The sequence below is a fragment of the Mycobacterium sp. NGS33 genome, assembly GCF_059812885.1.
Genome location: NZ_JCALDN010000009.1, coordinates 1 through 24,934, shown reverse-complemented (window position 1 = coordinate 24,934; position 24,934 = coordinate 1). Strand labels below are relative to the sequence as shown.

The following is a 24,934-nucleotide window of genomic DNA, read 5'->3' as shown; positions in this document are numbered from 1 at the left end:
CCGCTGTCAGGGACCACGCTCAGTACACGCCCTCGATGACGGCCTCGCCCTCGAAGGTGGACACCGGGCGCACCGCGCTCACCGAATCGCTGAGATCGCCCACCGGTCCGGGCATCCTGATCGCCAGGTCGCGCTCCAGGTTGTTGGGGATGAACATGCCCTTGCTGATGTGATGCATCACCACCTGACCCGGCTGCCCGTACGGCACCCGTTCCCCGGTGTCGGGATCGACCACCCAGAACACCACATACGGGGTGCGCGGATCGAAGACGAAGCAGTCGTCGTCGCCGGCCCGGGTGACCGCCTGCGAGAGCACCATGGTGCTGCCGAACGCCATGGTGATGGTCGTCGCGGGAAAGATGTCGCGCAGCAGGTCGAGCGTGTCGGCGTCCACGTGCGCCCCACTGAGCAGCAGGTAGCGGATCTTGTCGTTGATCAGGTCGACCACCCGGTCGTCGCGGGCGATCGCCTCCAGCAGCGGCGGGGTGGTGTGCAGGTTGGCCACCGCCTGCGTCCGCAACACGAAGACGGCCTGCTCGACGACGTGGTCCACGTACGCCGACACCTCGGCCGCCGCGCCGCGGGCGGCGAGCTTTTTCACCCAGCGGGGATCGATGTCGATCGCGTGGAAGACGGCGCCGAGGCGCTGCGACACCAGCCGGGAGAAGTAGCCGACGCCGTGCGGACCGCTCGGCATCAGGCACAGAAAGCCCTGGCCCCGCCGGAACCCGCCCGCGGCGAAGTCCTCGGTTTGCCATTCGACGACCTGTGCGACCCAATCCGGCAGCTGCACAGTGCGTTTCGGGGCGCCGGTGGTGCCACCGGATTCGAAGATCTGGGGTACCGGGGGCGGCGCCCCGTAACCGCGCGGAATGAGGTCTTCCACTGGGACAGTGCGTAATTCGTTGACCAGGTTGGGGAACAGCCGCAGATCGGCAAAGGTGTGGACGTCGGTCAGCGGGTTGAAGTCGAACGAGCGGGCGGCCCGCAGCCAGAACGGCGAACCGGTGTCGTCGCCGAAGTGCCAGGCGATCGCCGCCCGCAAGTAGGCCTGCGCGTCCGCGACGGGTGCCGCCCGCGGGACGTCGAGCACCGAGAAATCGACTGTGGCCATGTCCCCGATCCTGTCGCATCGAGACCGTTACGCCAAGGACAACGGGCGCCCGCGCCCGCCGCCGCATCGCCGTATCCGCTTATTTCACAGGGAGTTTCATCTGCGTGCACGCGGTGTTCAGCGGGAGCCGCCCGGCCTAGCTGCCGAACATGGCGGTGATCGTCTCGTTGAAGCGGGGGTAGATGTCGTCGTAGGTGCCGTCGCGCTCGGCGAACCGGAACATCTTGGCGCGCTCCACCACGATCTCCCTGGCCTGCGGCTGCGTCTGCAGCAGCGTGATCGTCTCGGTGATGTAGTCCTCCAGCGGCATCGCCCGGGGGTCGAATCCCCGTTCGCCCTGCAGCGCGGTTTGCACGTGCGGCGGGATGATCTCGATGACCTGCACCGAGGTGTCGCGCAGCTGGAAGCGCAGCGATTCGGTGTAGGAGTGCAGCGCCGCCTTGGAGGCGCAGTAGCTCGGGGTGAGCGCGCTGGGCATGAAGGCCAGACCGGACGTGACGTTGAGGATGGTGGCGTGCGGCTTGCGCAGCAGCGCGGGCAGCAGGGTAGAGGTCAGCCGGATGGGGCCCAGCAGGTTGATGGCCACCGACTGCTCGGCCAGTCCGACGTTGCCGGTGGTGAGGTCCTCGACCCGCTGGATGCCGGCGTTGTTGACCAGCACGTTGAGGTCCGGGTAGTGGTCGGTCAGGTGGGTGGCGAACCGGCGGATGTCGGCGGGGTCCCCCTGATCCAGCGACAGGGTCTGGATGCCCGGGTTGGCCTCGGCGACGGCCCGCAACTGGTCGCTGCGCCGGGCGGCGATGATCACCTGGTTGCCCAACCGGTGGAAGGACTCGGCCAGACCGCGACCGATGCCGCTGCCGCCGCCGGTGACAAGAACGGTGTTGCCCGTCATCTGCATCGCGGTTCTCCTTCGGGTCGCCCTGCCATCGGCTCGATCGGCGGCCCACTGGGCCGACGTAGCGGAATGCCCCAATGCGCAGCCGGCTAACCACCATGCCCTATCCACGGGCGCGGTGTCACGGACTTCGCCGCGGCGACGACGAGCTGCCGCGGACCCGCTACGCGGCCGGGCGGTTGTGCAGCCGGCGCGGGTCGACGCCCGCGCGCTCCCACGCCGCGGCGGCCCAGCTCGTGTAGAGCGCTCGGACGGGCAGCCGGTTCAACAGCGGGTTGAGCGCTCGGACGGTCGCGGCGAAGCGCTGAAAGCGCTTCTCCTTCTTGGCATCCCACTGCAGCTGGCACACCTCGCGCATCTGCGGTGGCAGCGTCCCGACCACGACCAGCCGGGTGTAGGCGTTCAGCGGCGCCGAGAGGACCTTCCACACCGGCTTGGGAATCCGCCGGGGGCCCGGGATGCCCTTGCGGATGTAGCCGGTGCCGTACAGGACGGTCTTGTGCGGCACGAACCGGTCGAGCATCTCGTCCCAATAGGCGAGGAAGTCGTCGAAGGTCTGCGGTTGCCCCCGGTCGCTGACACCGTAGAGGCTGTACCAGAGTTTGCCCTCGTTGAAGATCTGTTCCTTCTCGGCGTGGCTGAGCCGGCGGATGAACATGTCGGTGTTGTAGATGACCTGGTCGACGAAGCTGGCGTGCGCCCAGTAGAACAACTCAGGATTCAGCGCGTGGTATCGCGAGCCGTCGCTGACGGTGCCCTTGATCGTCTTGTGGAAGTCCCGCACCTTGCGGCCCCACTCGTGCGGTTCGTCGGAGTAGACGGTGTTCATCAGGGGCGGCGCGGTCCGCTTGGCCCGGCCGAGCGTGTCGCTGAAGATGACGGAGTGGTCCAGCACGCCCTGGGCGAGCTGCTCGATGCAGTTCTCCACCCCGGCGGTGCGCTGGAACCCGAAGAGCTGGGTGCGGACGTCTCCGTAGAACTTCCAGATCAGCGAATCCGGCCCCAGCCGCGGGGAGGCGTCGGCGATCGCGTCGTCGACGGGCATCGGTATCGCCTCGCGGACGCCGGTGTCGAAACGCGGCCCGGCAGTCGCCGCGGCAAACTCGTCGTTCTGGGCGGTCATGCCCACCTCCTCGCCGTACCCGCGCTGGGCGACGGCAATCCATGTGAACCATTGACACAAAGACGTATCTTTGTTCCAAGCGTCTCGAACACTAGCAGGCGCGGGTCGCCGTCGCACCTGCCGAGTCCGGTCTCGATGTCGAAAAAGTCGGCCATGGAGCACGCCGAGGAGTTGATACGATGCCGCCAATCATGCAGTCCGAACCGGGCTCTGCCACTGCCGAGGCGCTCACCGATCTCGATCGCACCATCTTGGACACCGCGCGCAGCGTGTTCGAGACCTACGGCGTGCGCCGCGCCAATATCGACGACGTCGCCGCCCGGGCCGGGGTCAGCCGCAGCACCATCTACCGCCGCTTTCCGACGAAGGAGAACCTGTTCGCCCAGGTGGTGCGGCGTGAGGCCGGCCTGTTCTTCACCACGCTGGACCAGGCGACCACGGGTTGCGACCCGCAACAGGCGGTGGTCGAGGCGTTCGCGCTCGGCGTCCGCCTGGTGCAGGACTCCGCGCTGTATTCGCGGATCGCCGAAAGCGAACCCGAACTGTTCGGCATGTTCTCCCGGTCGCAGGCCTTCCCGATCCGCCAGTTCGCCGACGGGATCGCCCACACCCTGCGACGCTGCGGCGCCGACCTGGCCGAGGCCGACCTGGACAACATCGCCGACATCCTGCTCCGCGTCGCCCTGGGCATCATCGTCTTCCCGACCGACCGGCTCGACACGTCGGATCCGGCGGCGGTTCGCGACTACGCCGCGCGCTATCTGGTGCCGATCATCAGTCGGCAACCATCCCGCTAACAGACCTCACATTGTCGGCGCCCTGAACTAGCCTTGAGCCGTGGCTGGGAGTTCTGCGGCTCCGCGGACTCGGTACGCCAGTTGCGGCGAGATCGACATCGCCTATCAGGTCTTCGGCGATGGCCCGATGGACCTGCTCATGCTGCCGGGCCCGCTGATCCCGATCGACTGCGTCGACCTCGAGCCCTCGATGTACCGCTTTCATCGTCGGCTCGCGTCGTTCTGCCGGGTGATCCGCTTCGATCAGCGCGGCATCGGCCTGTCCTCGAGGGTTCCCTCCCTCGACATGCTCGGCCCCCAATCGTGGGCCCAGGACGCGCTCGCCGTGATGAACGCCGTCGGCTGCGAGAAAGCCACGATCTTCGCCCCGGGTTTCACCACGCTGGCCGGTGTGATCCTGGCGGCCGATCACTCCGATCGGGTGAACAGCCTTGTCATTGCCAACGGCGCGGCACGCACGTTGCGCGGTCCCGACTACCCCATCGGCGCCGAACTCGACGACGCCGATCGATTCACCTCGGTCGGGATGGAGCCGGACGCCGTCGAGCAGGGCTTCGACATGCTCGGCATCATCGCCCCCAGCGTCGCGCACGACGACGCATTCCGCTCGTGGTGGGACATGGCCGGCAACCGGGCGGCGTCTCCCAGCATGGCCCGCGCGTTCATCAACAAGGTCAGGCAGGGCGACGTCCGCGACAGGCTGCCGCGCATCGCGGTACCCACGCTGATCGTCCATCGCGACAACCCCGGCTTCAGCCCCGTCGAGCACGCGCACTACCTCGCCGAGCGCATCGCCGGGTCGCGTCTGGTCGAACTGCCCGGCGAGGACGCCCTGTACTGGGTCGGCGACACCGGCCCGATGCTGGACGAGATCGAAGAGTTCATCACCGGAGTGCGCGGCGCTTCCGACGCCGAGCGCCTGCTCACCACCATCGTGTTCACCGACATCGTCGGCTCCACCGAGCGCGCCGCCGCGCTGGGTGACCACCGCTGGCGCGACCTGCTGGACAACCACGACAGGATCGTGCGCCACGAACTGCAGCGCTTCGGCGGTCACGAAGTCAATACGGCCGGAGACGGTTTCGTTGCGACGTTCAGCAGCCCGAGCGCGGCGATCGCCTGTGCCGACGCCATCGTGGACGCCGTTCATGTGCTGGGCATCGAGGTGCGGGTCGGCATTCACGCCGGCGAGGTCGAGGTGCGCGGCGCGGACGTCGCGGGCATGGCCGTTCACATCGGCGCGCGGGTCGCCGCGCTCGCCGGGCCCAGCGAGGTGCTGGTGTCGTCCACGCTGCGCGACATCGTGACCGGCTCGCGACACAGGTTCGGTGATCGCGGTGAGACCGCGCTCAAGGGCGTGCCCGGTTACTGGCGGCTGTACGCCCTGGTCCGCGAGCACGCCGCCGTCCGGCGGTAGCGGACCGAAAATCGCAGCGGTCGAAGCGTCGGGGCCCGCGGCGTAGGCTGCGGACGGGGACTTTCCGCAGCCGTAGCGTCCCGGCTTTCCGTTCGATTTCTGGCGTCCCGCTTGGTATTTCATCGAAGGAGTACGCATGACCGACGTGCACATCTCGCTGCCTCCCGCGCTTCGGCGCGCGCTGGACCTGCTCATCGATCCGCCGGCCGAACCCGACGTGAGCCGGGGTTACCTCGACCTGCTCGGCGCGGCCGGGGACGGCGTCGTCGAGAAGAACACCGGCCCCATCCAGGCGGCGTGGGCCTCACCGATCGGGTCGCTGCTCTACGACAACGCCCAGGCGCTTTCCCGGCGCTGGATCAGCGCATGGCAGCTGCCGCTGGAGTGGTTGGACGTCCCGCAGGGCGGTACGGCGCTGGACGTCGGCTCCGGGCCGGGCAACGTCACGGCGTCGCTGGCGCGCGCGGCGGGTCCGCAGGGTCTGGCCCTCGGCGTCGACATCTCCGAGCCCATGCTGGACCGCGCGGTCCGCAACGAGGCCGGGCCCCAGGTCGGCTTCATCAAGGCCGACGCGCAGCGTCTTCCGCTGCGCGACAGCACCATTGACGTCGCGGTGTCCACCGCGGTGCTGCAGTTGGTTCCGGATCCGGCGGCCGCCCTTGCCGAGATCGCGCGCGTGCTGCGCCCCGGTGGCAGGCTGGCCGTCATGGTGCCCACCGCCGGGCGCCTGGCGCGGTATTGGCGGATGCTGCCCAACGTCGGAGCGCACGCGTTCGACGACGACGAGATTGGGGATGCACTGGAACACACCGGCTTTGCCAGCGTGCGGGTGAAGACCCTCGGGACGTTCCAGTGGGTGCGCGCCAAGAAGGGCTGACCTATTCCGGCGATTGTGCCAGCAGGGCGAGCCGATCCATCGACTCGCGCAACATGTCGGTCGTCGTCGCGCGAGCGCGCTCGAGCCGGGTGGCGTCGGTGAGCTCCGTCCAGTCGTAGGTGTGGGTCACCGTGGTGAGTTCGGCGTTGACCGGGCTGAGTTCCCAGCGCCACAGGTGACCCGGCGGTTGCTTTCCGGGTTCGGCTGGGCGCCAAGCGATTACACTGCCCTCGACGAACTCGGTGACGTGGTTCTCGCGCACCGCGCCGTTGGTCAGCGTCGTCTTGAAGACGTCGCCCACCCGATGGACACGCTGGCCGGCAGCAGCCGACGCCAGATTGTCGTTGCCGTCCCAGCTCGGCTGGCGCGACGGGTCGGCGATCAGTTCGAATATCCGCGCCGCATTGGCCGACATCACGCGGGTGGCGCTCACAATGCGTTCAAGTTCCGACATGTCGCTATCCAAACACGTGCGGCCGTGCGCCGCGCCGGTGACGTTGGCCCGCGAGGTCGAGGACCTTTGGCCGTCGCGGCATCGACGGGCGGATGCGACGGTAGGCAGTGCCGGGACAACCCGGCGGTCTGTCCGAAGTGCAGAGAGTCCAGTTTGGGCTCCGAACCAAGCGGAGCCACCGCAAGGGCCCGCTTGCCCGACCGTCACACCACGGGAATCTGCCTTCGGACAGACCTTCATGCCTGCGGCCGGTTCACCCCATCCGCGGCAGCGCCTCGACGGGTCCGGCCAGCGCAGCCTTGACGTAGCGGGTGTCGTCGTCGGCGAGCACCTCCGTGTCGTCCCGCTCGATGCCGTCGACGATCGCGCGGGCCACCTGGCGCGGATCGTTCTTGGGCGCATCGAAGCCGACGGTCATGTCGGTGTCGGTGAAGCTGAGGTGCGCCGCGACGACCAGGGTGCCCTGCTTCTCCAGCTCGATGCGCAGCGAATTCGTCGTCGACCACAGTGCCGCCTTGGAGTCGCCGTACCCGCCGGATCCGGGCATCCAGGACAGGATGGACGCGATGTCGACCAGCGCACCGCCGCCGTTGCCGGCCAGCACCGGGGCGAACGCCTTGGCCACGCGCAACGCGCCGAAATAGTTCGTCTCGAACACCGCTCGCACCTCTTCGATGTCGCTGTCGAGCAGCGTCCGGGCGCCCAGAACACCGGCGTTGTTGATGACGATGTCGGCGTCCGCCGCCGTGGAGGCCAGCGCCGCGACCGACTCCGGCCTGGTGACGTCCAATTCAACGCTGACCACGCGGGGGTCCTGGCTGGGCTTCGGCGCCCTCGCCGTGGCGTAGACCTTCGCCGCGCCCCGCTCCAGCAACTCGGCCACGATGGCCTTGCCGAGACCGCGCTGCCCGCCGGTGACCACCACCGTCGATCCCTTGACGTTGACCATGATCGCACTCCTCTGACATAGGCAAAACTGCTTTGCTTACGTCATGCTAATTGACCGGCGAGACATAGTCAAGTACTGTTTGATTATGTCTCCTACGTGGGTGTCGTCACAGCGCTATGGCTGCGCGGACGCTCCAGGAGGGCTGGCCCTGGTCCAGGACTTCCTCAACACGAGGGCCATCGACGGGTATGGGCCGGATCTGCTGGCCGATCGGGGCCTGGCCGCGGACTGGGCGGCCGCCACGGTGCGGGCGTGGTCGTCGGTGCGCGATGTCGACTTGTCGGCCCCCGAGCTCGGTGACGCGGACCTGGCCAAGCTTCGCGCGGTGCGCGCCACCATCGAGCAGCTGGTGGCCGGCGAACAGCCGCGGTCTCGTGGCGCCGACGGTGTCGCCGCATCCTTCGCGCTGTCCGATGCCGGCGAGGTGCGGATGGATCCCAGTGGCAGCGGTTGGCGTTGGCTGGCGTCGGCGCTGTGGGGCGAGATCCTGCTGAGCCAGCAAGCCGGCACCTGGCGGCGGATCAAGCGCTGCCACAACCACCGGTGTGGCGCGACGTTCTACGACCGCTCGAAAAACAACAGCGGGGTCTGGCATGACGTCAAGACGTGCGGCAATGCTGTCAATCTGCGGGCCTCCAGGGCGCGGCGACGCGAACGCGAGCGCGCGGCCAGATCAGGCGTTGCGCCAGAGCAATAGGTAGCGGTAGTAAAGCCCCCGCCTGATGCGGGCCCCCGGCAGGACGCCTTCGGCCGCCCGCCGGATCTCGGCCAGGCTTTCGTGTGGATCGGCGACGGGCACGCCGATGTTGCGGGTCTCCCGGTGCAGCCATGACCCGGCGCGCACCGCCGGTAAACACAGGCCCGACCACACCCAATCGGCGACGCTCTTGTTGGCGGACAGCCCCACCACGGCCAATTGGCCCGCGGGCCGCAGCATTTGACGCGCCTTCCGCAAGGTGTCGCCTAGCGGCAGATGATGCAGGCTGGCGACGAAGGTGATGAGGTCGAAGGACGGCTTGGCCTGCTCGAGATCCTCGAAACGCCGCAGTTCCGCCGAGGCGTTTGCGATCGGTTGCAGTCGCCGCGCAGCGCGCCGCACCGATGCGGGGTCGGCATCGATCCCGACGACGCTGCGCGACACCGCGGCGAGTCGCTGCGCCAGCAGCCCTTCCCCGCACCCGACGTCCAGGACGTCGCCGCGATGTCGCGAGGCAATGCCGACCAGCCACGGGTGATAGGCGCTGTTGTGGTTCCAGTAGTCCTCGTGTTTCGCGTAGTCATCCACCGTCGACCCAGTCTGCCCGACCGGGCCCTCAACAGCGCTCGGCGCCCCGGGACATCAACCTCGGGCCCGCGGCGGACGGCCGTCGCGTGCTCTTGAGCATCGCCTGCCATGCGTCGGAGGCGCGCGCCTTCAGGGGCGCGACCACGTCGAAAGTCGCGGGAGCCTGGCTGACCCAGGCCGGAAGTGTGGCCACCGTGTGTTCCTTTGTTCTGTCGGCCTGTGCGCCGACTCATTCAATTGCACCCCAGCCGTTTTACGGGGGCGCCGCGCCGCGGTAAACGCGGCGAAAAGCCAATCTGTGGTCTACGGCACACGCGCGGCACAAAGAAAGCTGCGCAACAGTGCGCCTAGTGAAAACCCCTGAACCTGCGCAGATACCCGGGCAATCGGTGTGCGGGCACAGCCTTGGGCCAGTCGTCGGGACGAAAATAGGCGTCGGTACCGCCGTCTACGAATACTACACTGCCGCACAGAAAGTCGGCGGCATCCGACAGCATGAAGCACATCCAGTCGGCCATGTGCCCCGCGTCACCGAATCCCCCCACCGGGACGGGAAACGACCGGACGGCCTTGGCCTGCCTCGGATCCGAGAGTTGTTCTTGCAGAAGCGGTGTCATGATCGCGCCCGGCGACAGGGCATTCAGCCGCACGCCCGACCCGGCCCATTCCGGTGACACCGCGTGGCGACGCACCCAGCGGCTGATCGCGATCTTGGAGGCGGCATACATCATGGTCGGCGCCGCCGGCCCCAGTAGCCGCACCGCTCGCCCCGCCTTATCGGCATCGTGGGCGAGCAACGCGTTGACGGCCCGGCGCGGCACCGCGGGCACCGTCGTCGTCGAATTGCTGGCCACGACAACAACCTTCGCGTGTTCGGCGGCGGCCAGCGCAGCACGCCAGGCGATGAGCAGCTCGACCACTCCGAAGTAGTTGACCGCAGCGATCTGGCGGGCGCGATCCCTTCCGCGGCCGGGGCCCAGCCCGGCAGCCAGCACGGCGCCGTCAAGCCTGTTGCCCGCGGCCGCCAGGACGCGCTCGGCGGCGTCTGTGCGCCCGTGGGGTGTCGACAGGTCGGCCACGACATCGGCATCCTTGATGTCGACGCCGATGACGGTGTGGCCGTTGTCCCGAAGGCGCTGCGCGGTCTCACGGCCCATCCCGGAAGCCGACCCGGTTAACGCATAGGTCCCCATTGACTCCTCCGTTCCCAGCGCAGTATGGCCGGTTACCCGGCTGCTCCGACTGGCACGGCCCACCCAGCGGGCACCCTGTTAAGTTGCCAGCATGCATGACCCCACGCCCTGCATCGATTTCAGCCAGCTCGAGTCGGTGTACGCGCCGCTGGCCGAATCGGTGCGCCGGCTCCTCGACATCAGCATCCGCACCGAAGCCGGGCCCGCGGCGGTAGCGGCTGCCATCGCCAGGATCGACAGTGCGACAGACGAATTGAGCGATGCGCTACTGCCCGGCCCGTTCGGAGTGCACCGCACCCCCGACGGCCGGACCATCGCGTGGGGCAACGCCGTGGTGGGCATGCGCAACCCGGTCGCCCCGCCGCTGGTGATCCACCACGATCCCGACGGACTGGTGTGGTCGGAATTCGAGCTCGGCGCCGCCTACGAAGGCCCGCCGGGCACGGTTCACGGCGGCGTCTGTGCCCTGGTGCTCGACCACGTGCTCGGCGCGACGGCCCACCAGCCCGACCGCCCCGCCTACACCGGCACGCTGACCCTGCGCTATCGCCGGCCGACCGCGCTGGGCAGGCGATTGCGTGCGGAAGCTCGCGTCGAGCGCGTCGACGGGGTCAAGACCTTCGCCGTCGGCCAGCTGGCCGACGAGGAGGGCGTCACCGTCGAGGCCGAAGGCGTCTTCATCCACCCCAAGCAGCCACCGGCATAACCGGCGGGGCCGGTTCAGCTTCCGGCCGCGGCCCGTTCGACGTCGAGCAGCTGCTCGCCGCGTCGTTCCTCGTCGTAGGCCTCACGTCCGCCCCGCAACCCGAACAGCCGTTTGGAGACCAGCAGGTAGATCACGGCGGCGACGTTGATGGTGAAGGTCACCACCCGGGTCATCGTGATGCCCTTGGCCAGGTCGTGGATCTCGAGCGGCAAGAAGACCGAGGTGGCGATCACCGCGAAGTATTCGCCCCAGCGATTCAGCAACCACAGGCCCACCCCCTCGACGACCTCGAGCAGGGCGTAGCCGGCCAGCATCAGGGTGAGCAGGGCCAGGGTGGACGGCTTGGTCGCCAGCGCCTTTTCCAGTTCGTGCACGACGGTCATCTGGTCGACCTTGAAGCCGGCGGTGCGAAAGATGGGCAGGTCGCGATCGAGGGTGGCCTGGATGGCGCCGCGCGCTCCGCGGAACTTCCACACCGCGTAGGCCGCCAAGGCGATCACCACCGCCCGCAACAGGCGTTCCACCGCCAGGGTGCGGATGATGATGGCCTGGCGTAATGCCTTGCCGCGCATGATCATCGGAGCGTCTTCGGCGCGCCCGCGGCCGTGCGGCTCGCCGACGGTGAATTCGCCGCAGCGCAGGCAGCGCCACACCTCCCCCAGCCCGGTGCTGCCGCTCAGCCGGTCGGCGAGGGACTTCTCCTCGGGTGCGTAGGTGGCGTGACCGGCAATCGCGCAGGTGACCAGCTCCCAGCGATTGCGGCCGTGTTCTTTACCCATGGCCCGGATCATTCATGGCGGCCGGTCGGCCACGCAAGGGGGCGCGCTCGATGTGCGTCAGAAGCGTGGCTTGCTGCGCGCGCACCCAGCGATGGGACGCACCGACCCGAGCAGTCCGGCGAGTTCGGCGACCTCGATCTCGTCGAGCCGAGCCACCGCGGCGACGATGTCGTCACGCAGCGACTCGTCGCAGAAGGGTTCGGCGAGCCAGCCGAACTTGTCCACCACGCGTTCCCAAGACATCGGGCGGGTGGGTGACCCCTCGTAATCCGATTGCTCGCGGCTGAATTCCCGCCCGTCGTGGGTGATCACGTGCACCCGCGCCGCCGTGCGGCGCGGATAGTCCGCGGTGAGGTCGGCGGCGGGCCTGACCTCCACCCGCGACAGCAGGTCGGCGACGTCGCTTCGCGAAACCCGTTCGTTCTCAAGCTGTTCGGGACCGACACCACCGTCGAGCAGGGCGACCGCGGTCAGGTATTTGAGGTTATAGTCGGCCTGCTCCTTGGTGATCGGGTGATCCTTGCCGCCGTAGGCTCCCCCGCCGGCGAAGTCGTAAGCCCCCTGGAAAACCTCGAGGACCACCCGCGCGACGTCCCCGCCGCGCAGGCCGTGCTCACCGCGCACCGCCAGGATCGCGTCGATGACGACCTGGCCGTGGATGAGCGAGCAGTATTGCTTCAGATAGGTCTGCTCGACACAGGTGAGGCCCCGGTCGGCGGTCTGCAGATCGATGGGCTGATCGAACAACTGGACCAGGCCGTGCGGGCCCTCGAAGAGCGACTTGGGTCCGGTGATGCCCCGCCCGGCCAGCACCGTCGTGTACACGGCGCGCATCCCGGTGATGGCCGGGGAGATGCCCTTCCAATTCGACACCGGTTCGGCGTGCACCGTCGCCAGTGACACGTTGTCGGCCGCCGCGGCGGCGATGGCGTTGGCGGTCTGCGCGGCGCTCAACCCCAGCAGCTTCGCGCTGCCCGCCGCAACCGACATCGACAGCTGCAGCGCGTGGTTGAGCCCTCGGGCCATCACGGGAACCGCTGCGCTGAAACGACATTGGATCTCGTAGGCGACCGCCAGCGCGAGCAGGAAGTCGGCGCCACTGGCGCCAGTGTGCTCGGCCACGGCCAGCACGGCACCGACGTTGTCGGCGGGATGGCAGAGCCCACCAACCGTGAGATAGGTGTCGAGCAGATCGGGGTAGCGCACCAGCACCGCATTGAAGAGCGCGGCCTGGTCCACCGATGCGCGCCCGCCCCCGACCAGGGTGGCCGTCGGCGCGCCACCGAACTGGGCGGTGTGGTCACGCAGGGTCGGGATGAGCTCGCCGTCCAGGGCGCCGACGGCGCACGCGATGCTGTCGAGCACGTTGCGTTTCATCAGTGCGCGCGGCCGCCCGGTCAGATCCTCTGGCCGCGCACCTACGACGAAATCGGCCAGGTCGTCCACAACGTAGTTCCGTGCCACCAGTTTTCGCCTCTCCGCTCTACACCTGTCAGTGAAGCCGCGCGCGGAGGCACCGTCCACGATCCATCCCTTATGAGTGGTTGGTGCAAGTTCTCACCGCACGCCGGCGCCGGTGTCGAGGACGCCTCGGTGGGGATCGTCGGACGGGGTCCACCACCGTCCGCTGGGAGGCCTCAGCCAGTCACGACCCCGCGCAACCGCCAGCAAGGAAGTCACGACACCGCGCACGCTCGGCCGGTCGTCGTCCCGGCGGTGCAGCAGCGACCACGTCCACAGCGGTATCGGGTCGGCGACGGGGCGCCGGCTCAACCGGGGCGGAAGTGCCGCGGTGTGGCGCTTCGGCGACGCCAGCACGGCGCCTCTGACCTTGCGGACGTGTGCGTAAAACGCGTCGCCGGTAATGCCGCCGTCATTGATGGCGATGACGCGTGCGCCGGTGTCGGCGGCGAAGTCTTCGGCGAACCGATTCCACGATGACCAGGCCGACGCGTCATCGTCGACGAGCACGCTGACGTCTTGTGCGCCAACCGGTTCCGAAGACGCGGCCCCGGGGGTGACCGCGCTCAGCGGCTCGGCGCGTAGCAGGTGGGGTGTCAGGCCCCGTTGCTTGGCCTGCGCGTCGGTGATCCACGCCAATGCGATGTCGAGGGTGCCCTCGGCCACCCGGTCCGCTTGCGCGTGGGACGGCAACACCCACTCGTCGAGGCGCAAGGCCACCGCGGGCCCGACTAGGGCGTGGATGTCATCGGGCAACCAGCTGACGTAGCCAAGCCGCACCGGCGAGCTCTGCGCGGCCGTCCGCTGCAGCCGATGCTTGGCGTCGTCGGCCAGTGACAGAATCCTGCGCGCGTCCGGGAGAAACGTACGGCCCGCTTCGCTCAATTGGACGCTGCGGCGGTCGCGCACCAACAGATCGGTGCCCACTTCGCGCTCCAACGCGATGATCTGTTGCGACAGCGCCGGTCCCGAAATGTGCAGGCGCTCGGCGGCGCGCCCGAAGTGCAATTCTTCTGCGACGGCCACGAAATAGCGCAGCTGCCGCAGTTCCATGGGTCGAGCTTAAAGCGGCCCCGCCTGCGCCGGGAACCGCCTGACCAGTGATCGTGAACGCGTAGCGGACTCACCCGTGCCCGGTCAGGCGCCGCGTTCGCCGGCCGCCTCGATCGCGCCGGGCTGCGGCGATCCGCTGACCTCGGTCGTCTCGTCGGTCAGGTGCTTCCCGATGTCCCGAATCTGGCGGGCGCTCAAAGCGCACAGCGGGTGCACGGCCACCATCAGGGCAACGCGGCCCCGCTCGTCGAAAACCGGTGCGGCAATGGTCACCACGGGTTGCTTGCGGCGGCCCGGGTTGTCGTCGGAGAGGAATCCGATGGTGGTGAACTCGACCAGCAGCTGGTCCATGATGTGGCGCACCGGAGTCGGCATCTCGCTGCTGTCCAACGTGCCGACCACCTGCACCGCCTGCGCGAGCGCCGGCGTTGTCCAGTCGACGTCGAAGCCACGGTGCCGGGTGTGCGCCAGCACCTGTTGGAGGCGCTGGGCGCGGACGGCATTACCGCCGGCACCCCGCCGCACCCAGGCGCGTTGTTCCTCCTCGGTGTCCCAGGCGGCCATCGCCACACCGAACGGTGGCGCGTAGGGGATCCGATCGCCCGGTATCCCCGACGGCTGCGTGGCGGGCTCGCCCTCAAAGGCGGTGACCACCAAGGAATCACCGAACTTCTCGACCACCGAACAGGCGTAGCCGACCTCGCGGGAAAGTCGCAGCGCCGCCGACCGCGCGGCATGGGCGAGCGGACGGGCGGTGTCCGTGCGGGCCGCCACCACGGCGAGTGCCGGGCCCAGCGCGAAAGTCTTTGCGACCGGATCGCGGCTGGCCCAGCCGCGGTCGCACAACGTCTTCAGGATCGCGTGTGCGGTCGCCTGGGTGAGATCCAGTTCGCGGACCACGTCGGAGAAGCGCAGCCGCGCATGTGGCGACCGCGCCAGCAGCTCGACGACATCGAGCACCCGGGCGGTCGGCGCTGACGTCGACCCGCGAATCGCTTGACTCCTTTGCGACGGCGTTTCTACAGTTGTACGAGCATTCGAGATTTTATATCGATTATTCGAGAAAGTGAATCGGATTGCGCGCTGTGGTGCTGCGAGACGGCCGGTTACAGGACATCACCACCGCCACCCGCCAGGGCGCGACCATTCAGTTCGGCGGCGGGCCGCACCCGCAGGACCGGTACGGCACACTCGACGCCATCGAACAGGCCCGCAGGTCTCAGGGTCCGCCGCGGGTCGTGGTGCGTCCGAATGGAGATATCTCGTGACCGAACGTGATGACCGGCAAGACATCTCCGAACTGCTGGTGCGCTACGCGACGGGGATCGACCGGCGCGACTGGCCGCTGTTTCGCACGGTGTTCACCGATGACTGTCAGCTCGACTACGGCGAGATCGGCACCTGGAGCGGCGTCGATGCCGTGGCCGACTTCATGGAGCAGGTGCACGCCCTGGCGGGACATACGCTGCACCGCCTGACCAACCAGGCCATCACCGTCGACGGCGACACCGCCACCGCGCGCACCTACATCGACGGCCTGATCATGGCCGGCGACAACAACTCTGGCGTCAACGCGATCGGTTTCTACGACGACGACGTGGTGCGCACGCCGGCGGGATGGCGCATCGCCCGCCGCCGCTACACCCAGGTCCGCATCACCACGGTGGGGGGCGAATAGATGGCGTTCGTAGCGAAGTACGGGCCGTGGGCGCTGGTCGCCGGCGCGTCCGACGGCGTGGGCGCGGCGTTCGCCGAGGGGCTTGCCGAGCGCGGTGTCAACGTGGTTCTGCTGGCCCGCCGGCAAGCCGTGCTCGGCCGGGTGGCCGCCGAGATCGAAGCCAAGACGTCCGTGCAAACCCGCACTGTCGCCATCGATCTGGTGCAACCGGGCGCCTCGGCGGCGATCGCCGCCGCCACCGCCGACCTGGAAATCGGCATGCTGGTGTATTGCGCAGGAGCCGACCCGAACTTCAAGCCCTTCCTTGCCAATTCGATCGAAGCCGCCGAAGCGATGGTGCAACGCAACTGCATGGTGCCCATGCAGCTGTGTCACCACTTCGCCCCCGCGATGGTGGCGCGCGGCAGCGGCGGCATCGTCATCTTCGGCTCCGGTGCGGGACTGGCCGGCGGACCCAACATGGTCGCGTACGGCGCCTCCAAGGCCTTCGACATGGTCTTCGCCGAAGCGTTGTGGGCCGAACTGCACGACAAGGGCGTCGACGTCTTGGGCCTCATCCTGGGCAAGACCAACACACCGGCACTGCGTGAACTCGAATACAGCCGCGGACAGCTCGGCTCCCCCGACGAGGTGCCGTCGGACGCGGCGGCCGTATCCGACGTCATCGCCGAGGCGTTCGAGAACCTTGGCAACGGCCCGACCCTGATGGTGGGCGACACCATGCGAGCCGCCGCGCAGCTGCTGGCGTCGCTGAGCCGCAACCAGGCCGTCGAGCTCTTCGCCCAGGCGGCCGCGGCTGCCATGGGTCCCGACGCCTAGCGGGCGGCAGCTACAGTCGTTCGCTGCGCGTCGCGCCAGGGAGCGCGAGGTTTGCCAAAGTTCCGAATCAGGGCACCCTAACTTTTGCGTCCGCACGGCCCTGTGCAGCAAATATAGGCTTGGGAGTGCCGCTGCGTTCGCAGACCCGCTGCGTTGCTGACCGTTACTGCCGCGGGTAACTTGGGTACCCGGCCACTGCGCCGACATAGCCGCCACATATCCACCCGATCGCCAGTGCGAAGGATGACGATGCTCGCCATTGACAGGCCCGCAGCCACCGTCTCGCCGACGGCAAGCTGGCGGCGTCGCACCCTGACCCGTTCCGGACTGATCACCGGCGCGTTTGTCGCGCCGGCCGTGGTGGTCCGCGTCACCGGCCTACACACCGGCGCCGTGCTGGCCCTGCTGATCTTCGGGGCCGCGGTGGTGGCGGCCAGCTTCCTGCTGGCATGGGCCGCCGAGGCGGCACAGATCGACGTCTCCGGCGGCCTCGCGACGGCCCTACTCGCCCTGATCGCGGTGCTGCCCGAATACGCCGTCGACCTCTACTACGCCTTCGTGTCCGGCCACAACGCGGATTACACGCAATACGCCGCGGCCAACATGACCGGGTCGAACAGGTTGTTGATGGGTCTGGGTTGGCCCGTCGTGGTGCTGGTGAGCACCCTGGTCGCCCGCAAGTCCGGTTCGGACAAGACCACCGGTGTGACGCTCGAGCCAGCAAACCGCGTCGAACTCGGATTCTTGTCGGTCGCCGGCGTGATCGCGTTCGTCATCCCGGCGAGCGGCCAGATCCATCTCGGGCTCGGGCTGGCGTTGCTGGCCTGGTTCGGGTTCTACCTGTACAAAATCAGCCACGGCAGCGTCGAAGAACCCGACCTGATCGGCACCGCGGCCGCGTTGGGGGATCTGCCCGACGGTCGGCGCCGCGCCGTCGTGGTCGGCCTCTTCCTGGTGTCCGGCGGGGTGATCCTGCTGTGCGCCAAGCCCTTTGCCGACAATCTGGTCGCCGCGGGTACCGAGCTCGGCATCAACCGCTTCCTGCTGGTGCAGTGGCTGGCCCCGCTGGCCTCCGAAGCACCGGAATTCATCATCGCGATCATCTTCGCCACCCGCGGCAAGGGCACGGCGGCCATCGCCACGCTGATCTCCTCCAAGGTCAACCAGTGGACCCTGCTGATCGGGTCGCTGCCGATCGCCCATCTGCTGGGGGGCGGCGGGTTCTCGCTGCAACTCGACCCGCGCCAGGTGGAGGAAGTGCTGCTCACCGCCGCCCAGACGATGATGGGGGTGGCGCTGATCCTGGCGCTGCGTTTCCACCGGGCCGCCGCGTGCACACTGCTCGGCCTGTTCGTCGTCCAGTTCCCGATCTTCTCGACACAGGGGCGGCTACTGCTCTGCGGTGTCTACGCCGCGGTGGCCATCGCGGCGCTGATCATCAATCGCCGCCACGTGGCCGCCACCCTCCGGGCACCGTTCTTCGGCACGGCCATCCGGCACAGCGGTCACCCCCACCTCGAAGCGGACGGTTCCGCCCGCCCGCACTAGCGCGCCGTCATGCCCGCGACCGCCCCGCTCCCGGGCTCGCGACCGGCCGGCATATACGGTCCAGGTATGAATCGAGTGTCGGTGATCACAGGCGGCGCGGGTGGCATGGGACAGGCAACGGCGAAAATCGTCGGCCGCGATCACACGCTGGTGCTGTGTGACGTCAGGCAGGACCGGCTGACGGCCGCGGCGGCAACGCTGCGAGATCTCGGAATCACCGCCACGGCCGTCAACTGTGATGTCACCGACCGGCGGGCGGTCGCAGATCTGCTCACGAGCGCCGGCGATCTCGGCACGGTGGTCTCCGTCATCCACACGGCGGGGGTGAGCCCCAGCATGGGTGCGGCCGCCTACGTCATGCGGACCAACGCCGTCGGCACCGTCAACGTCGACGAGGAGTTCTTCGCGGTCGCCCAGGAGGGCGCCGTGATCGTCAATGTGGCGTCGATGGCGGCGCACATGTTGCCCGCGGAAATCGTTCCGACAGACCAGTTTCCGCGGGCCCTCGACGACGAAGACGGATTCATGGCTGCGATGCTGGCCGCGTGCGACATCGCACCCGATGAAGCCCGGTCCGGCCTCGCGTACGCCATCAGCAAGAGCTTCGTGAAGTGGTACAGCCAGTCGCAGGCGGAGCGCTTCAACGCCCGCGGGCTGCGCATCGTCTCGGTGTCGCCGGGTTCCATCGACACCGAGATGGGCAGGCTCGAGGAACAGGCCGGCGCGGGCGCGATGGTTGCCGACGCCGCGGTCCCGCGGTGGGGCAAGCCGGAAGAGATGGCCGAGCTCCTCGCCTTCTGCGCCAGCGACAAGGCCGGATACCTCACCGGCACCGACATCCTCAACGACGGCGGGGTCATCGCCTCGATGACCGAACGGGCCAGGGCGGCCGCCGCCGGCTAGCCGCGCGCAGCGCACCGGCTATTCGTCGGCCCCGACGCCGACTTTGGCATCGGGCTGAGCGGCACCATCACCCGCCCGGCCATGCGTCCACTCCCGTGCCCGCAGCCGCCAGGTCCGGCGGGCGTAGTTGAGTTCGGTGTACGGCCACTGGGTGACGATGCGGCCGGTCGGCGAACGAAAGTAGCTGTCGCACTGCGTCCAGATGCTGCGCTGCAGGTCCGCGGAAAGCGCTTCGTTGTAACGCTTTTCGGCCTCGGGTCGCACGTCGAGGTATCCGCCGCGACGCGCCAGGCGGCTCACCGCGCTGGCGACCAGTCGCGCCGCGGCTTCGAGGATGTAGACGATCGAGTTGCCGCCCTGGTTGGTGTTGGGGCCATAGAGCATGAAGAAGTTCGGGAACCCGCTGACCGCCACCCCGAGGTAGGCGCGCGGGTCCTCGCCCCAGTGTTCGTGCAGCCGGTGTCCGCCGACACCGATGACGTCGATGCCGGACAGGTAGCGGGACGCCTCGAATCCGGTCGCCAGCACGATGACGTCGATGCCGATTTCCACGCCCGCCGCCGTAATCACCGACGCCGGGCCGACGCGGGCGATGGGATCGGTGACCAGCTCGACGTTGTCGCGCTGTAGTGCCCGGTAGTAGTCGTCGCCCAGCAGCACCCGTTTGCAGCGGAACGGGTAGTCCGGCGTCAGCGCGCGGCGCAGCGGTTCGTCGTCGACGGTGCGCTCGAGAAACGACGTCGCGATCTGCGTGCGCGCCGTCACCACGGGGTCGTCGGCGAAGGTCGCGGTGTTGTCGTGCTGGAACTTCCAGATCTGCCACCGGGTGCGGCGCAGCGCCAGGGGGCTGCGCCGGAATCGTGTCAATTCGGTTGGGCTGTACGGGCGATCGTCCTTGGGCACCATCCAGGGTGGGCTGCGCTGGAAGACCGTGACGCGCCCGGCGGTCTTGGCCAGCTCGGGGACGACCTGCACCCCACTGGCGCCGGTGCCGATCACCGCGACGCTGCGGCCGGCCAGATCGAGGTCGTGATCCCACTGCGCGGTGTGCAGCATCGAGCCGGCGAAGTCGCTCAGGCCGTCGATGTCGGGAAGCTTGACCGAACCGAACAACCCGATCGCGCACACGACGACATCGGCGGTCAGCGTGGTCGGCCGCCCCCCGCGTTCCAGCCGGCACTCCCAGGCGCCGTTGTGTGGATCCCAGCGCAGGCAGCGCACCGTGGTGTCGAGCATGAGGTGGCGCCGCAGGTCGAAATCGTCGGCCACCGATTCGAGGTAGGCCAGTATCTCGGGCTGCCGCGCGTAGGTGCGGCTCCAGGATGCGTTGGGGGCGAAGGAGAACGAGTACAGGTGGCTTTGAATATCGCAGGCGGCGCCGGGATAGGTGTTGCGCCGCCAGGTGCCGCCGACGCCGTCGGCGGCCTCGATGATCACCAGGTCGTCGATGCCCGCGCGGCGCAGCGCGACGGCCGCGCCCAGGCCGCCGAAGCCCGCGCCGATGATCGCGACCTTCGGTCCGCGGCCACGCCGGGTTGCGGCCCGCAGTCGCCCAATGGCGTAGAGGGAACGGGCTTTTCGGCTAGTCACGACCCATCTCCGGCGCGGCGGATCAGCATGCCGGCCAGGTCCCCGTCGGCACGCCACCGCTGCAGGATGTCGGCGTACTCGGTGGGTCCGCCGAAGAAGAAGCTGCCTTGGCGAGTCTTGGCGTCGGCCTTGCCCTCCCGGTTGTAGTAGCCGGGCGTGCACACCTTGGCCCGCTCGGCGCTCGCGGCCGAGCGGGACACCACGGTGTCGACCCAGGCCGCTTCGGCGGCGGGCGCCGCCTCGATTTCGGTGATGCCCTCGGCCAGCGCGGTGGCAATGATCCAGGCGACGTGGCCGGCCTGCACGTCCAGCAGGTACGGAAAGTTCACCGTCAGACCTGCCTGAGCGATGCTTTCGATGAAGCAGTTCGGGAATCCGGTCGTGCACAGGCCCTGAAAGGTACGCACGCCGCCGTCCCAGTGTTCGGTCAGTGTCACGCCGTCGCGGCCGATCAGCTCGAACCCGGTGCGGCGGCAATAGTCGGTGCCGACCTCGAAGCCCGTTGCGAAGATGAGACAGTCGAGCTCATAGGCGACACCGTCGACCACCACGCCGGATTCGGTGATGCGCTGCACCCCGCGGCCCCGGGTGTCGACCAGCGTGACGTTGTCCCGGTTGAATGTCTGCAGATACTCGTCGTGAAAACAGGGCCGCTTGCAGAAGTAGCCGTACCACGGTTTGAGCGCCTCGGCGGTCGCGGGATCGGTGACGATCGCATCGACACGCGCCCGGATCTCGTCCATCTTGGCGAAGTCGGCCAGCTCGATGTCGCGGCCGCGTTGTTCGGGATCGACGAGACCGTCCCCGTCATGGCGCATGACGGGCAGCTTGCGGGTGATGCTCGTCCAGGCGTCGGCGACCAGATCCTGGTCGGCTTGCCCTCCGGCGGTGAGAATCTGGAAGTTCTGTATCCGCTCGCGCTGCCAGCCGGGCCGTAATGTGTTGGCCCACTGTGGGTCGGTGGCGCGGTTGGCGCGTACGTCCACCGAGGACGGGGTGCGCTGAAAGACGTAGAGCCTACGAGTGGCGGCGCCGAGGTGCGGCACGCACTGTATCGCGGTAGCGCCGGTTCCGATGATCCCGACGCGCTTGTCCGCCAGATTCTGTAGCGTATCCCCGGTGTACCCATAATCCCAACGGCTGGTGTGGAACGCGTGACCGCGGAATGCCCCCAGCCCGTCGATGCCCGGCAACTTGGGCTTGGCTTGATACCCGTTGGCCATGGAGACGAACCTGGCCCGCATCTCGTCGCCCCGGTCGGTGCGGATGATCCAGCGCGATCGCTCTGCGTCCCAGCGGATTTCCCGCACATCGGTCCGCAGGCAGGCGTCGCGGTAGAGGTCGTAGTGTTCGGCGATGCGCCGGCAGTGGGCAAAGATTTCGGGACCCTTGGCGTATTTCTCGGTCGGCGTGTAGCCAAGCTCCTCGAGCAGCGGCATGTACACGTACGACTCGACGTCGCAAGCGATTCCGGGATAGCGGTTCCAGTACCAGGTGCCCCCCACGTCGGCGGCCCTGTCGATCAGTCGCACGCTGCGCACGCCGAGCTGGCGTAGCCGCGCCCCGGTCAACAACCCGCCGAATCCGGCGCCGACGATGGCGACGTCCACCTCGTCGGTGAGTGGGTCGCGGACGAAGTCCCCGTCCACCCACGGGTCTTCGGCAAAGCGGGCGAACGCGCCGGCCGTCTCGACGTACTGGGCGATCCCGTCCGCGCGCAGGCGGCGCGCGCGCTCTTCGGCGTACTTGCGTCGCAGCGCGTCGACGTCAAGCGCCTGGCGAACAGTCTCGGTCACGGCCTCGGGTTCCTCTCCGTGGCCTCGACCCTATAGTCATTCGTTTGTTAATCTCAATGCGCGGCCGGCTTGGAACGCCGTCGCGGCATCCGGCCGCAGCGCCTTAGCCCGAAGTCATTGCGCGACAAAGCGACTGAGGCGGCTATTCAGCGGAACGCTCGCTACCCACGGCCGCCAGGGCGTCACCCAGCGTCCACACCGCCACGCCGAGCAAGACCAGGTCCTTGATTAGAAATTGGCCGGGCAGCGCTGAGAGCACCGGAAAACCGTGGGTGTACGCCATGACCACCCCAGGGGTGGTGAACAGAAAGCTCAGCGTGCCCAAGAACAGCACCACCGCCAGGGCGCTGCCGGCCGCCGAGATTCGCGGCCACAGCGGCCGCACGGCGATGAGCAGGGCGGCAACGATTTCCATCGTTCCGAGTGCACGAGCGACGAAGGTGAAGCTGAATACGTCGTAGACCCAGCTCATCAGCGGGCTGTGCTGAATGAGGACCCTCGCCTCCATTTTCACGTACTTGCCGATTCCGATCCACGCCAGAACAAGCACCAGGCCGTAGCGGCTGACAAGCTGACCCCAACGGGTCAGGGCCGGCGCCAAGGTTTGGTCGATCATCGGGCGAAGTCCTTTCAGCCGAAGCGCGGTCATCCACCCAACCCACGAGTCAGGGCACGGTTGCGTTCACTTCTCCCAGCCGTTCGAGGCCGGCGACGATGAGCCGCAACCCGAACGCAAATTCGTCAGCCAAGGCAACGGGCAGGTCGTCGGCGGCGGTCACCGTCGCGGGAAAGCGCGACGAATCGAGCCGGTGAAACGCCGCCGAGAGTTCGGCGTCCTGTTCACCGCCGTCGGCCGTCGCGCCCGCCAGTTGTAGCGCAAAGCCCAGGACGTAGCGCGCCAGCGTCGCGTACGCGCGCGCGGCGACCGGCGGGGAAAAACCGTTGTCGAGGAAAACGGCCAGGCAGCGCTCGCGATTGGCCAACGCGTTCGGCCCCGTCGGGGTGTACTCGACCAACAGGGGCGCGACATTGCCATGGCGGCTCAGCGCGTCAAACATGGACTGCGCGAACAGGATACAGGCCCGCTGCCACGGCATCGCGGCGATCGCTTTGGGGTCGAGGTCGATTTCGCCGAGGATGTGGTCGATCACCAGCGAGACCAATTCGGACCGGCTGGAGAAGTGGCGGTACAGGGTGGCGGTGCCCGATTCCAGGCGCTGCGAGAGCGACCGCATCGACAACGCCTCGGGCCCCTGCTCGTCGACGAGCTCGACGGCCGCACTCAGGATGCGCTCCATCGGCAGGGCCGGGCGTCCGCGGGAACGGCGTGGCCGTTCGCCGTCGCCCTCATCGGGCAAGGCGGGTCTCCTAGCGCTTGACGCGTCCAACTATTTATGGCGACACTGTATCCATAAAAGCGGTCTTGATCAACCGCCCTCACAGCAAGGAACATTCGTCATGCTCCTCCCCCTGGCGGCAGAGCCCTTCACCGCTCCCACCGACCGCGACATGCTTCCCTCCGAACGACGCGAGTTCGTGCGCACGCACCGCACCTGCGTCTTCGGCTATCGTCGCCGCAACGACGGCCCCGGCATGTCGATCGTGTACTACATCCCCACCGATAACGACGAATTGCTCGTGTCCACCATGGCCGATCGCGGCAAGGCTCGGGTCATCGAACGGGACGGGAAGATCAGCCTGTGCGTGCTGGACGAGCGCTGGCCGTTCGCCTATCTGCAGGTCTACGCCGATGCGACCCTCGACCGGGATCGCGAGCTGGCGGTCGACGTGATGATGGCGGTCGGCGGCCGGATGTCCGGCCGACCACTGGGCGACGAGGCCCGCCCACACATCCGGGAGATGTGTGAACGCGAAAACCGCGTGGTCATTCGTTGCCGGCCCTACTCGACCTTCGCGACCCCGCCGCGCCATCTGCACCGCAACGACCAGGCCAACGAACTCAGCCACTGGGTGTCCGGTGTGATGCCTTGGGACGCAGCCGATCCCGTGGCCGACTGATCACTTAGCGTAGCGGTCACGCAGTTTGCTCAGCGTCGCTTCGATGCCCGAGGCGTTCGCCTTGGCGAAACCCATCCGCTCGTAGTACTTCAGCTTGTTCTTGAGCGCCCCGGCGTCGCGGTAGTCGAACGTCTCGGTGACCGTGGTCTGGGTCGGCGACACCGCCTCGAACTCCCACCGCCACCGGTGACCCAGCGGGTGGCGCCATTCGACCAGCTCGTTCGGCATCAGCGCCGTGATCGTGCTGGTGATGCGATAGGGAATGCCGAACATCTTCATGTGGGTCGAAAACTTCGAGCCCGCAAGGAGTTGCGGTGGCACGGTGATGTTGTCGCCCACCGTGCCCGATCCGTCCAGTTCGTGGTGCCGGCGGGGATCGGCGACCAAGGCGTACAGCTCCGCGGCCGGGGCGGCCACGTCGACCCTGCGGCTGACCTGGCGGGGGCCCCGATCGACAACAGTGACGGTCATGATG

The 24,934-nt window shown here is 68.1% G+C and carries 27 protein-coding genes and 1 pseudogene; 11 read left to right on the top strand and 17 right to left on the bottom strand.

Annotated features, from left to right (window positions below; translation table 11 throughout):
• Nucleotides 1-19: 19 nt before the first annotated feature.
• The 3 genes from AC5Y5B_RS15900 to AC5Y5B_RS15890 form a co-directional block, all read right to left on the bottom strand.
• On the bottom strand, nucleotides 20-1,114 hold the full coding sequence (locus AC5Y5B_RS15900) for a phenazine antibiotic biosynthesis protein (protein ID WP_500005899.1): 1,095 nt from the start codon (nucleotides 1,112-1,114) through the stop codon (nucleotides 20-22).
• Nucleotides 1,115-1,250: 136 nt separating this feature from the next.
• Complete coding sequence (locus AC5Y5B_RS15895; RefSeq protein ID WP_112635854.1) at nucleotides 1,251-2,015, bottom strand: SDR family oxidoreductase; 765 nt, start codon at nucleotides 2,013-2,015, stop codon at nucleotides 1,251-1,253.
• A 160-nt stretch (nucleotides 2,016-2,175) separates the two neighbouring features.
• Complete coding sequence (locus tag AC5Y5B_RS15890) at nucleotides 2,176-3,135, bottom strand: oxygenase MpaB family protein (protein ID WP_500005898.1); 960 nt, start codon at nucleotides 3,133-3,135, stop codon at nucleotides 2,176-2,178.
• 191 nt (nucleotides 3,136-3,326) lie between these two features.
• Between AC5Y5B_RS15890 and AC5Y5B_RS15885 the strand changes: the two genes are divergently transcribed.
• The 3 genes from AC5Y5B_RS15885 (at nucleotide 3,327) to AC5Y5B_RS15875 (ending at nucleotide 6,226) form a co-directional block, all read left to right on the top strand.
• Nucleotides 3,327-3,932, top strand: coding sequence for a TetR/AcrR family transcriptional regulator (locus AC5Y5B_RS15885; protein WP_500005896.1), 606 nt, complete (start codon nucleotides 3,327-3,329; stop codon nucleotides 3,930-3,932).
• Nucleotides 3,933-3,972: 40 nt separating this feature from the next.
• Entirely contained in the window at nucleotides 3,973-5,349 is a 1,377-nt protein-coding gene (gene lipJ, locus AC5Y5B_RS15880; RefSeq protein ID WP_500005895.1) for a bifunctional lipase/adenylate cyclase LipJ, read from the top strand.
• 136 nt (nucleotides 5,350-5,485) lie between these two features.
• A complete protein-coding gene (locus AC5Y5B_RS15875; RefSeq protein WP_112634992.1) occupies nucleotides 5,486-6,226 on the top strand; it encodes a methyltransferase domain-containing protein in 741 nt (246 codons plus the stop codon).
• 1 nt (nucleotide 6,227) lies between these two features.
• Here the strand turns inward: AC5Y5B_RS15875 and AC5Y5B_RS15870 are convergent, their stop codons facing one another.
• Nucleotides 6,228-6,680: an SRPBCC family protein gene (locus AC5Y5B_RS15870; protein ID WP_112634991.1), complete on the bottom strand. Its 453-nt coding sequence runs from the start codon at nucleotides 6,678-6,680 to the stop codon at nucleotides 6,228-6,230.
• Between the two features lie 253 nt (nucleotides 6,681-6,933).
• A complete protein-coding gene (locus AC5Y5B_RS15865; RefSeq protein ID WP_112634990.1) occupies nucleotides 6,934-7,629 on the bottom strand; it encodes an SDR family oxidoreductase in 696 nt (231 codons plus the stop codon).
• Between the two features lie 148 nt (nucleotides 7,630-7,777).
• Here AC5Y5B_RS15865 and AC5Y5B_RS15860 point away from each other — a divergent pair, with 148 nt between their 5' ends.
• Nucleotides 7,778-8,326: a CGNR zinc finger domain-containing protein gene (locus tag AC5Y5B_RS15860; protein ID WP_500005974.1), complete on the top strand. Its 549-nt coding sequence runs from the start codon at nucleotides 7,778-7,780 to the stop codon at nucleotides 8,324-8,326.
• Here AC5Y5B_RS15860 and AC5Y5B_RS15855 read toward each other — a convergent pair.
• From AC5Y5B_RS15855 to AC5Y5B_RS15845, 3 genes are all read right to left on the bottom strand, one after another.
• Nucleotides 8,303-8,914, bottom strand: a complete 612-nt coding sequence (locus AC5Y5B_RS15855; protein WP_500005892.1) for a class I SAM-dependent methyltransferase — start codon at nucleotides 8,912-8,914, stop codon at nucleotides 8,303-8,305. The two genes, AC5Y5B_RS15860 and AC5Y5B_RS15855, sit on opposite strands and share 24 nt — an antisense overlap.
• Nucleotides 8,915-8,942: 28 nt before the next feature.
• On the bottom strand, nucleotides 8,943-9,107 hold the full coding sequence (locus AC5Y5B_RS15850) for a hypothetical protein (protein ID WP_165821886.1): 165 nt from the start codon (nucleotides 9,105-9,107) through the stop codon (nucleotides 8,943-8,945).
• A gap of 154 nt (nucleotides 9,108-9,261) precedes the next feature.
• Complete coding sequence (locus AC5Y5B_RS15845) at nucleotides 9,262-10,107, bottom strand: SDR family oxidoreductase (RefSeq protein ID WP_500005890.1); 846 nt, start codon at nucleotides 10,105-10,107, stop codon at nucleotides 9,262-9,264.
• A 91-nt stretch (nucleotides 10,108-10,198) separates the two neighbouring features.
• Between AC5Y5B_RS15845 and AC5Y5B_RS15840 the strand changes: the two genes are divergently transcribed.
• Complete coding sequence (locus AC5Y5B_RS15840; RefSeq protein WP_112634988.1) at nucleotides 10,199-10,813, top strand: PaaI family thioesterase; 615 nt, start codon at nucleotides 10,199-10,201, stop codon at nucleotides 10,811-10,813.
• A 14-nt stretch (nucleotides 10,814-10,827) separates the two neighbouring features.
• Here AC5Y5B_RS15840 and AC5Y5B_RS15835 read toward each other — a convergent pair whose 3' ends face one another.
• The 4 genes from AC5Y5B_RS15835 to AC5Y5B_RS15820 all read right to left on the bottom strand — a co-directional run bounded on the left by AC5Y5B_RS15835 (nucleotide 10,828) and on the right by AC5Y5B_RS15820 (nucleotide 15,066).
• Nucleotides 10,828-11,592 carry a DUF2127 domain-containing protein gene (locus AC5Y5B_RS15835; RefSeq protein ID WP_112634995.1) on the bottom strand — a complete coding sequence of 255 codons (765 nt, stop codon included), beginning with the start codon at nucleotides 11,590-11,592 and terminating at the stop codon, nucleotides 10,828-10,830.
• 57 nt (nucleotides 11,593-11,649) lie between these two features.
• Nucleotides 11,650-13,038, bottom strand: a complete 1,389-nt coding sequence (locus AC5Y5B_RS15830; protein ID WP_112634994.1) for an MmgE/PrpD family protein — start codon at nucleotides 13,036-13,038, stop codon at nucleotides 11,650-11,652.
• Nucleotides 13,039-13,149: 111 nt separating this feature from the next.
• A complete protein-coding gene (locus AC5Y5B_RS15825) occupies nucleotides 13,150-14,106 on the bottom strand; it encodes a LysR family transcriptional regulator (protein ID WP_112634987.1) in 957 nt (318 codons plus the stop codon).
• An 84-nt stretch (nucleotides 14,107-14,190) separates the two neighbouring features.
• Nucleotides 14,191-15,066: a helix-turn-helix domain-containing protein gene (locus AC5Y5B_RS15820; protein ID WP_112634986.1), complete on the bottom strand. Its 876-nt coding sequence runs from the start codon at nucleotides 15,064-15,066 to the stop codon at nucleotides 14,191-14,193.
• A gap of 140 nt (nucleotides 15,067-15,206) precedes the next feature.
• Here AC5Y5B_RS15820 and AC5Y5B_RS15815 point away from each other — a divergent pair.
• From AC5Y5B_RS15815 to AC5Y5B_RS15795, 5 genes and pseudogenes are all read left to right on the top strand, one after another.
• Nucleotides 15,207-15,374, top strand: a pseudogene (locus AC5Y5B_RS15815) (zinc-binding dehydrogenase); the annotation flags it as partial.
• Nucleotides 15,371-15,784 (top strand): nuclear transport factor 2 family protein, encoded by a 414-nt coding sequence (locus tag AC5Y5B_RS15810; RefSeq protein WP_500005887.1) that lies wholly within the window; start codon nucleotides 15,371-15,373, stop codon nucleotides 15,782-15,784. The pseudogene AC5Y5B_RS15815 and the gene AC5Y5B_RS15810, both read left to right, overlap by 4 nt.
• Entirely contained in the window at nucleotides 15,785-16,603 is an 819-nt protein-coding gene (locus tag AC5Y5B_RS15805; RefSeq protein ID WP_500005886.1) for an SDR family NAD(P)-dependent oxidoreductase, read from the top strand.
• Nucleotides 16,604-16,846: 243 nt separating this feature from the next.
• The gene (locus AC5Y5B_RS15800) at nucleotides 16,847-18,151 is read left to right on the top strand and encodes a sodium/calcium exchanger protein (RefSeq protein ID WP_500005885.1); all 1,305 of its coding nucleotides are present in this window, start codon (nucleotides 16,847-16,849) and stop codon (nucleotides 18,149-18,151) included.
• A gap of 66 nt (nucleotides 18,152-18,217) precedes the next feature.
• On the top strand, nucleotides 18,218-19,054 hold the full coding sequence (locus tag AC5Y5B_RS15795) for an SDR family oxidoreductase (RefSeq protein ID WP_112634982.1): 837 nt from the start codon (nucleotides 18,218-18,220) through the stop codon (nucleotides 19,052-19,054).
• 18 nt (nucleotides 19,055-19,072) lie between these two features.
• Here the strand turns inward: AC5Y5B_RS15795 and AC5Y5B_RS15790 are convergent, their stop codons facing one another.
• The 4 genes from AC5Y5B_RS15790 to AC5Y5B_RS15775 form a co-directional block, all read right to left on the bottom strand.
• Entirely contained in the window at nucleotides 19,073-20,644 is a 1,572-nt protein-coding gene (locus tag AC5Y5B_RS15790; RefSeq protein ID WP_500005883.1) for a flavin-containing monooxygenase, read from the bottom strand.
• Nucleotides 20,641-22,440, bottom strand: coding sequence for a flavin-containing monooxygenase (locus tag AC5Y5B_RS15785; protein ID WP_500005881.1), 1,800 nt, complete (start codon nucleotides 22,438-22,440; stop codon nucleotides 20,641-20,643). The genes AC5Y5B_RS15790 and AC5Y5B_RS15785 overlap by 4 nt, the downstream gene beginning before the upstream one ends.
• A gap of 142 nt (nucleotides 22,441-22,582) precedes the next feature.
• The gene (locus tag AC5Y5B_RS15780; RefSeq protein ID WP_500005880.1) at nucleotides 22,583-23,089 is read right to left on the bottom strand and encodes a DUF417 family protein; all 507 of its coding nucleotides are present in this window, start codon (nucleotides 23,087-23,089) and stop codon (nucleotides 22,583-22,585) included.
• A 16-nt stretch (nucleotides 23,090-23,105) separates the two neighbouring features.
• The gene (locus AC5Y5B_RS15775; protein ID WP_500005973.1) at nucleotides 23,106-23,738 is read right to left on the bottom strand and encodes a TetR/AcrR family transcriptional regulator; all 633 of its coding nucleotides are present in this window, start codon (nucleotides 23,736-23,738) and stop codon (nucleotides 23,106-23,108) included.
• Between the two features lie 160 nt (nucleotides 23,739-23,898).
• Between AC5Y5B_RS15775 and AC5Y5B_RS15770 the strand changes: the two genes are divergently transcribed.
• A complete protein-coding gene (locus AC5Y5B_RS15770; protein ID WP_112634977.1) occupies nucleotides 23,899-24,459 on the top strand; it encodes a pyridoxamine 5'-phosphate oxidase family protein in 561 nt (186 codons plus the stop codon).
• On the opposite strand, the gene AC5Y5B_RS15765 is transcribed toward AC5Y5B_RS15770, so the two are convergent.
• Nucleotides 24,460-24,930, bottom strand: a complete 471-nt coding sequence (locus tag AC5Y5B_RS15765) for an SRPBCC family protein (protein ID WP_112634993.1) — start codon at nucleotides 24,928-24,930, stop codon at nucleotides 24,460-24,462.
• Nucleotides 24,931-24,934 lie beyond the last annotated feature (4 nt).

What these genes read in the sequence shown, in the direction of transcription:
- AC5Y5B_RS15835 (WP_112634995.1), bottom strand. Translation starts at nt 11,592, where the DNA reads ATGGGTAAAGAACACGGCCGCAATCGCTGGGAGCTGGTCACCTGCGCG.
- AC5Y5B_RS15895 (WP_112635854.1), bottom strand. Translation starts at nt 2,015, where the DNA reads ATGCAGATGACGGGCAACACCGTTCTTGTCACCGGCGGCGGCAGCGGC.
- AC5Y5B_RS15765 (WP_112634993.1), bottom strand. Translation starts at nt 24,930, where the DNA reads ATGACCGTCACTGTTGTCGATCGGGGCCCCCGCCAGGTCAGCCGCAGG.
- AC5Y5B_RS15795 (WP_112634982.1), top strand. Translation starts at nt 18,218, where the DNA reads ATGAATCGAGTGTCGGTGATCACAGGCGGCGCGGGTGGCATGGGACAG.
- AC5Y5B_RS15875 (WP_112634992.1), top strand. Translation starts at nt 5,486, where the DNA reads ATGACCGACGTGCACATCTCGCTGCCTCCCGCGCTTCGGCGCGCGCTG.
- AC5Y5B_RS15780 (WP_500005880.1), bottom strand. Translation starts at nt 23,089, where the DNA reads ATGACCGCGCTTCGGCTGAAAGGACTTCGCCCGATGATCGACCAAACC.
- AC5Y5B_RS15865 (WP_112634990.1), bottom strand. Translation starts at nt 7,629, where the DNA reads ATGGTCAACGTCAAGGGATCGACGGTGGTGGTCACCGGCGGGCAGCGC.
- AC5Y5B_RS15870 (WP_112634991.1), bottom strand. Translation starts at nt 6,680, where the DNA reads ATGTCGGAACTTGAACGCATTGTGAGCGCCACCCGCGTGATGTCGGCC.
- AC5Y5B_RS15825 (WP_112634987.1), bottom strand. Translation starts at nt 14,106, where the DNA reads ATGGAACTGCGGCAGCTGCGCTATTTCGTGGCCGTCGCAGAAGAATTG.
- AC5Y5B_RS15890 (WP_500005898.1), bottom strand. Translation starts at nt 3,135, where the DNA reads ATGACCGCCCAGAACGACGAGTTTGCCGCGGCGACTGCCGGGCCGCGT.
- AC5Y5B_RS15800 (WP_500005885.1), top strand. Translation starts at nt 16,847, where the DNA reads ATGACGATGCTCGCCATTGACAGGCCCGCAGCCACCGTCTCGCCGACG.
- AC5Y5B_RS15885 (WP_500005896.1), top strand. Translation starts at nt 3,327, where the DNA reads ATGCAGTCCGAACCGGGCTCTGCCACTGCCGAGGCGCTCACCGATCTC.
- AC5Y5B_RS15805 (WP_500005886.1), top strand. Translation starts at nt 15,785, where the DNA reads ATGGCGTTCGTAGCGAAGTACGGGCCGTGGGCGCTGGTCGCCGGCGCG.
- AC5Y5B_RS15840 (WP_112634988.1), top strand. Translation starts at nt 10,199, where the DNA reads ATGCATGACCCCACGCCCTGCATCGATTTCAGCCAGCTCGAGTCGGTG.
- AC5Y5B_RS15845 (WP_500005890.1), bottom strand. Translation starts at nt 10,107, where the DNA reads ATGGGGACCTATGCGTTAACCGGGTCGGCTTCCGGGATGGGCCGTGAG.
- AC5Y5B_RS15770 (WP_112634977.1), top strand. Translation starts at nt 23,899, where the DNA reads ATGCTCCTCCCCCTGGCGGCAGAGCCCTTCACCGCTCCCACCGACCGC.
- AC5Y5B_RS15900 (WP_500005899.1), bottom strand. Translation starts at nt 1,114, where the DNA reads ATGGCCACAGTCGATTTCTCGGTGCTCGACGTCCCGCGGGCGGCACCC.
- AC5Y5B_RS15775 (WP_500005973.1), bottom strand. Translation starts at nt 23,738, where the DNA reads ATGGAGCGCATCCTGAGTGCGGCCGTCGAGCTCGTCGACGAGCAGGGG.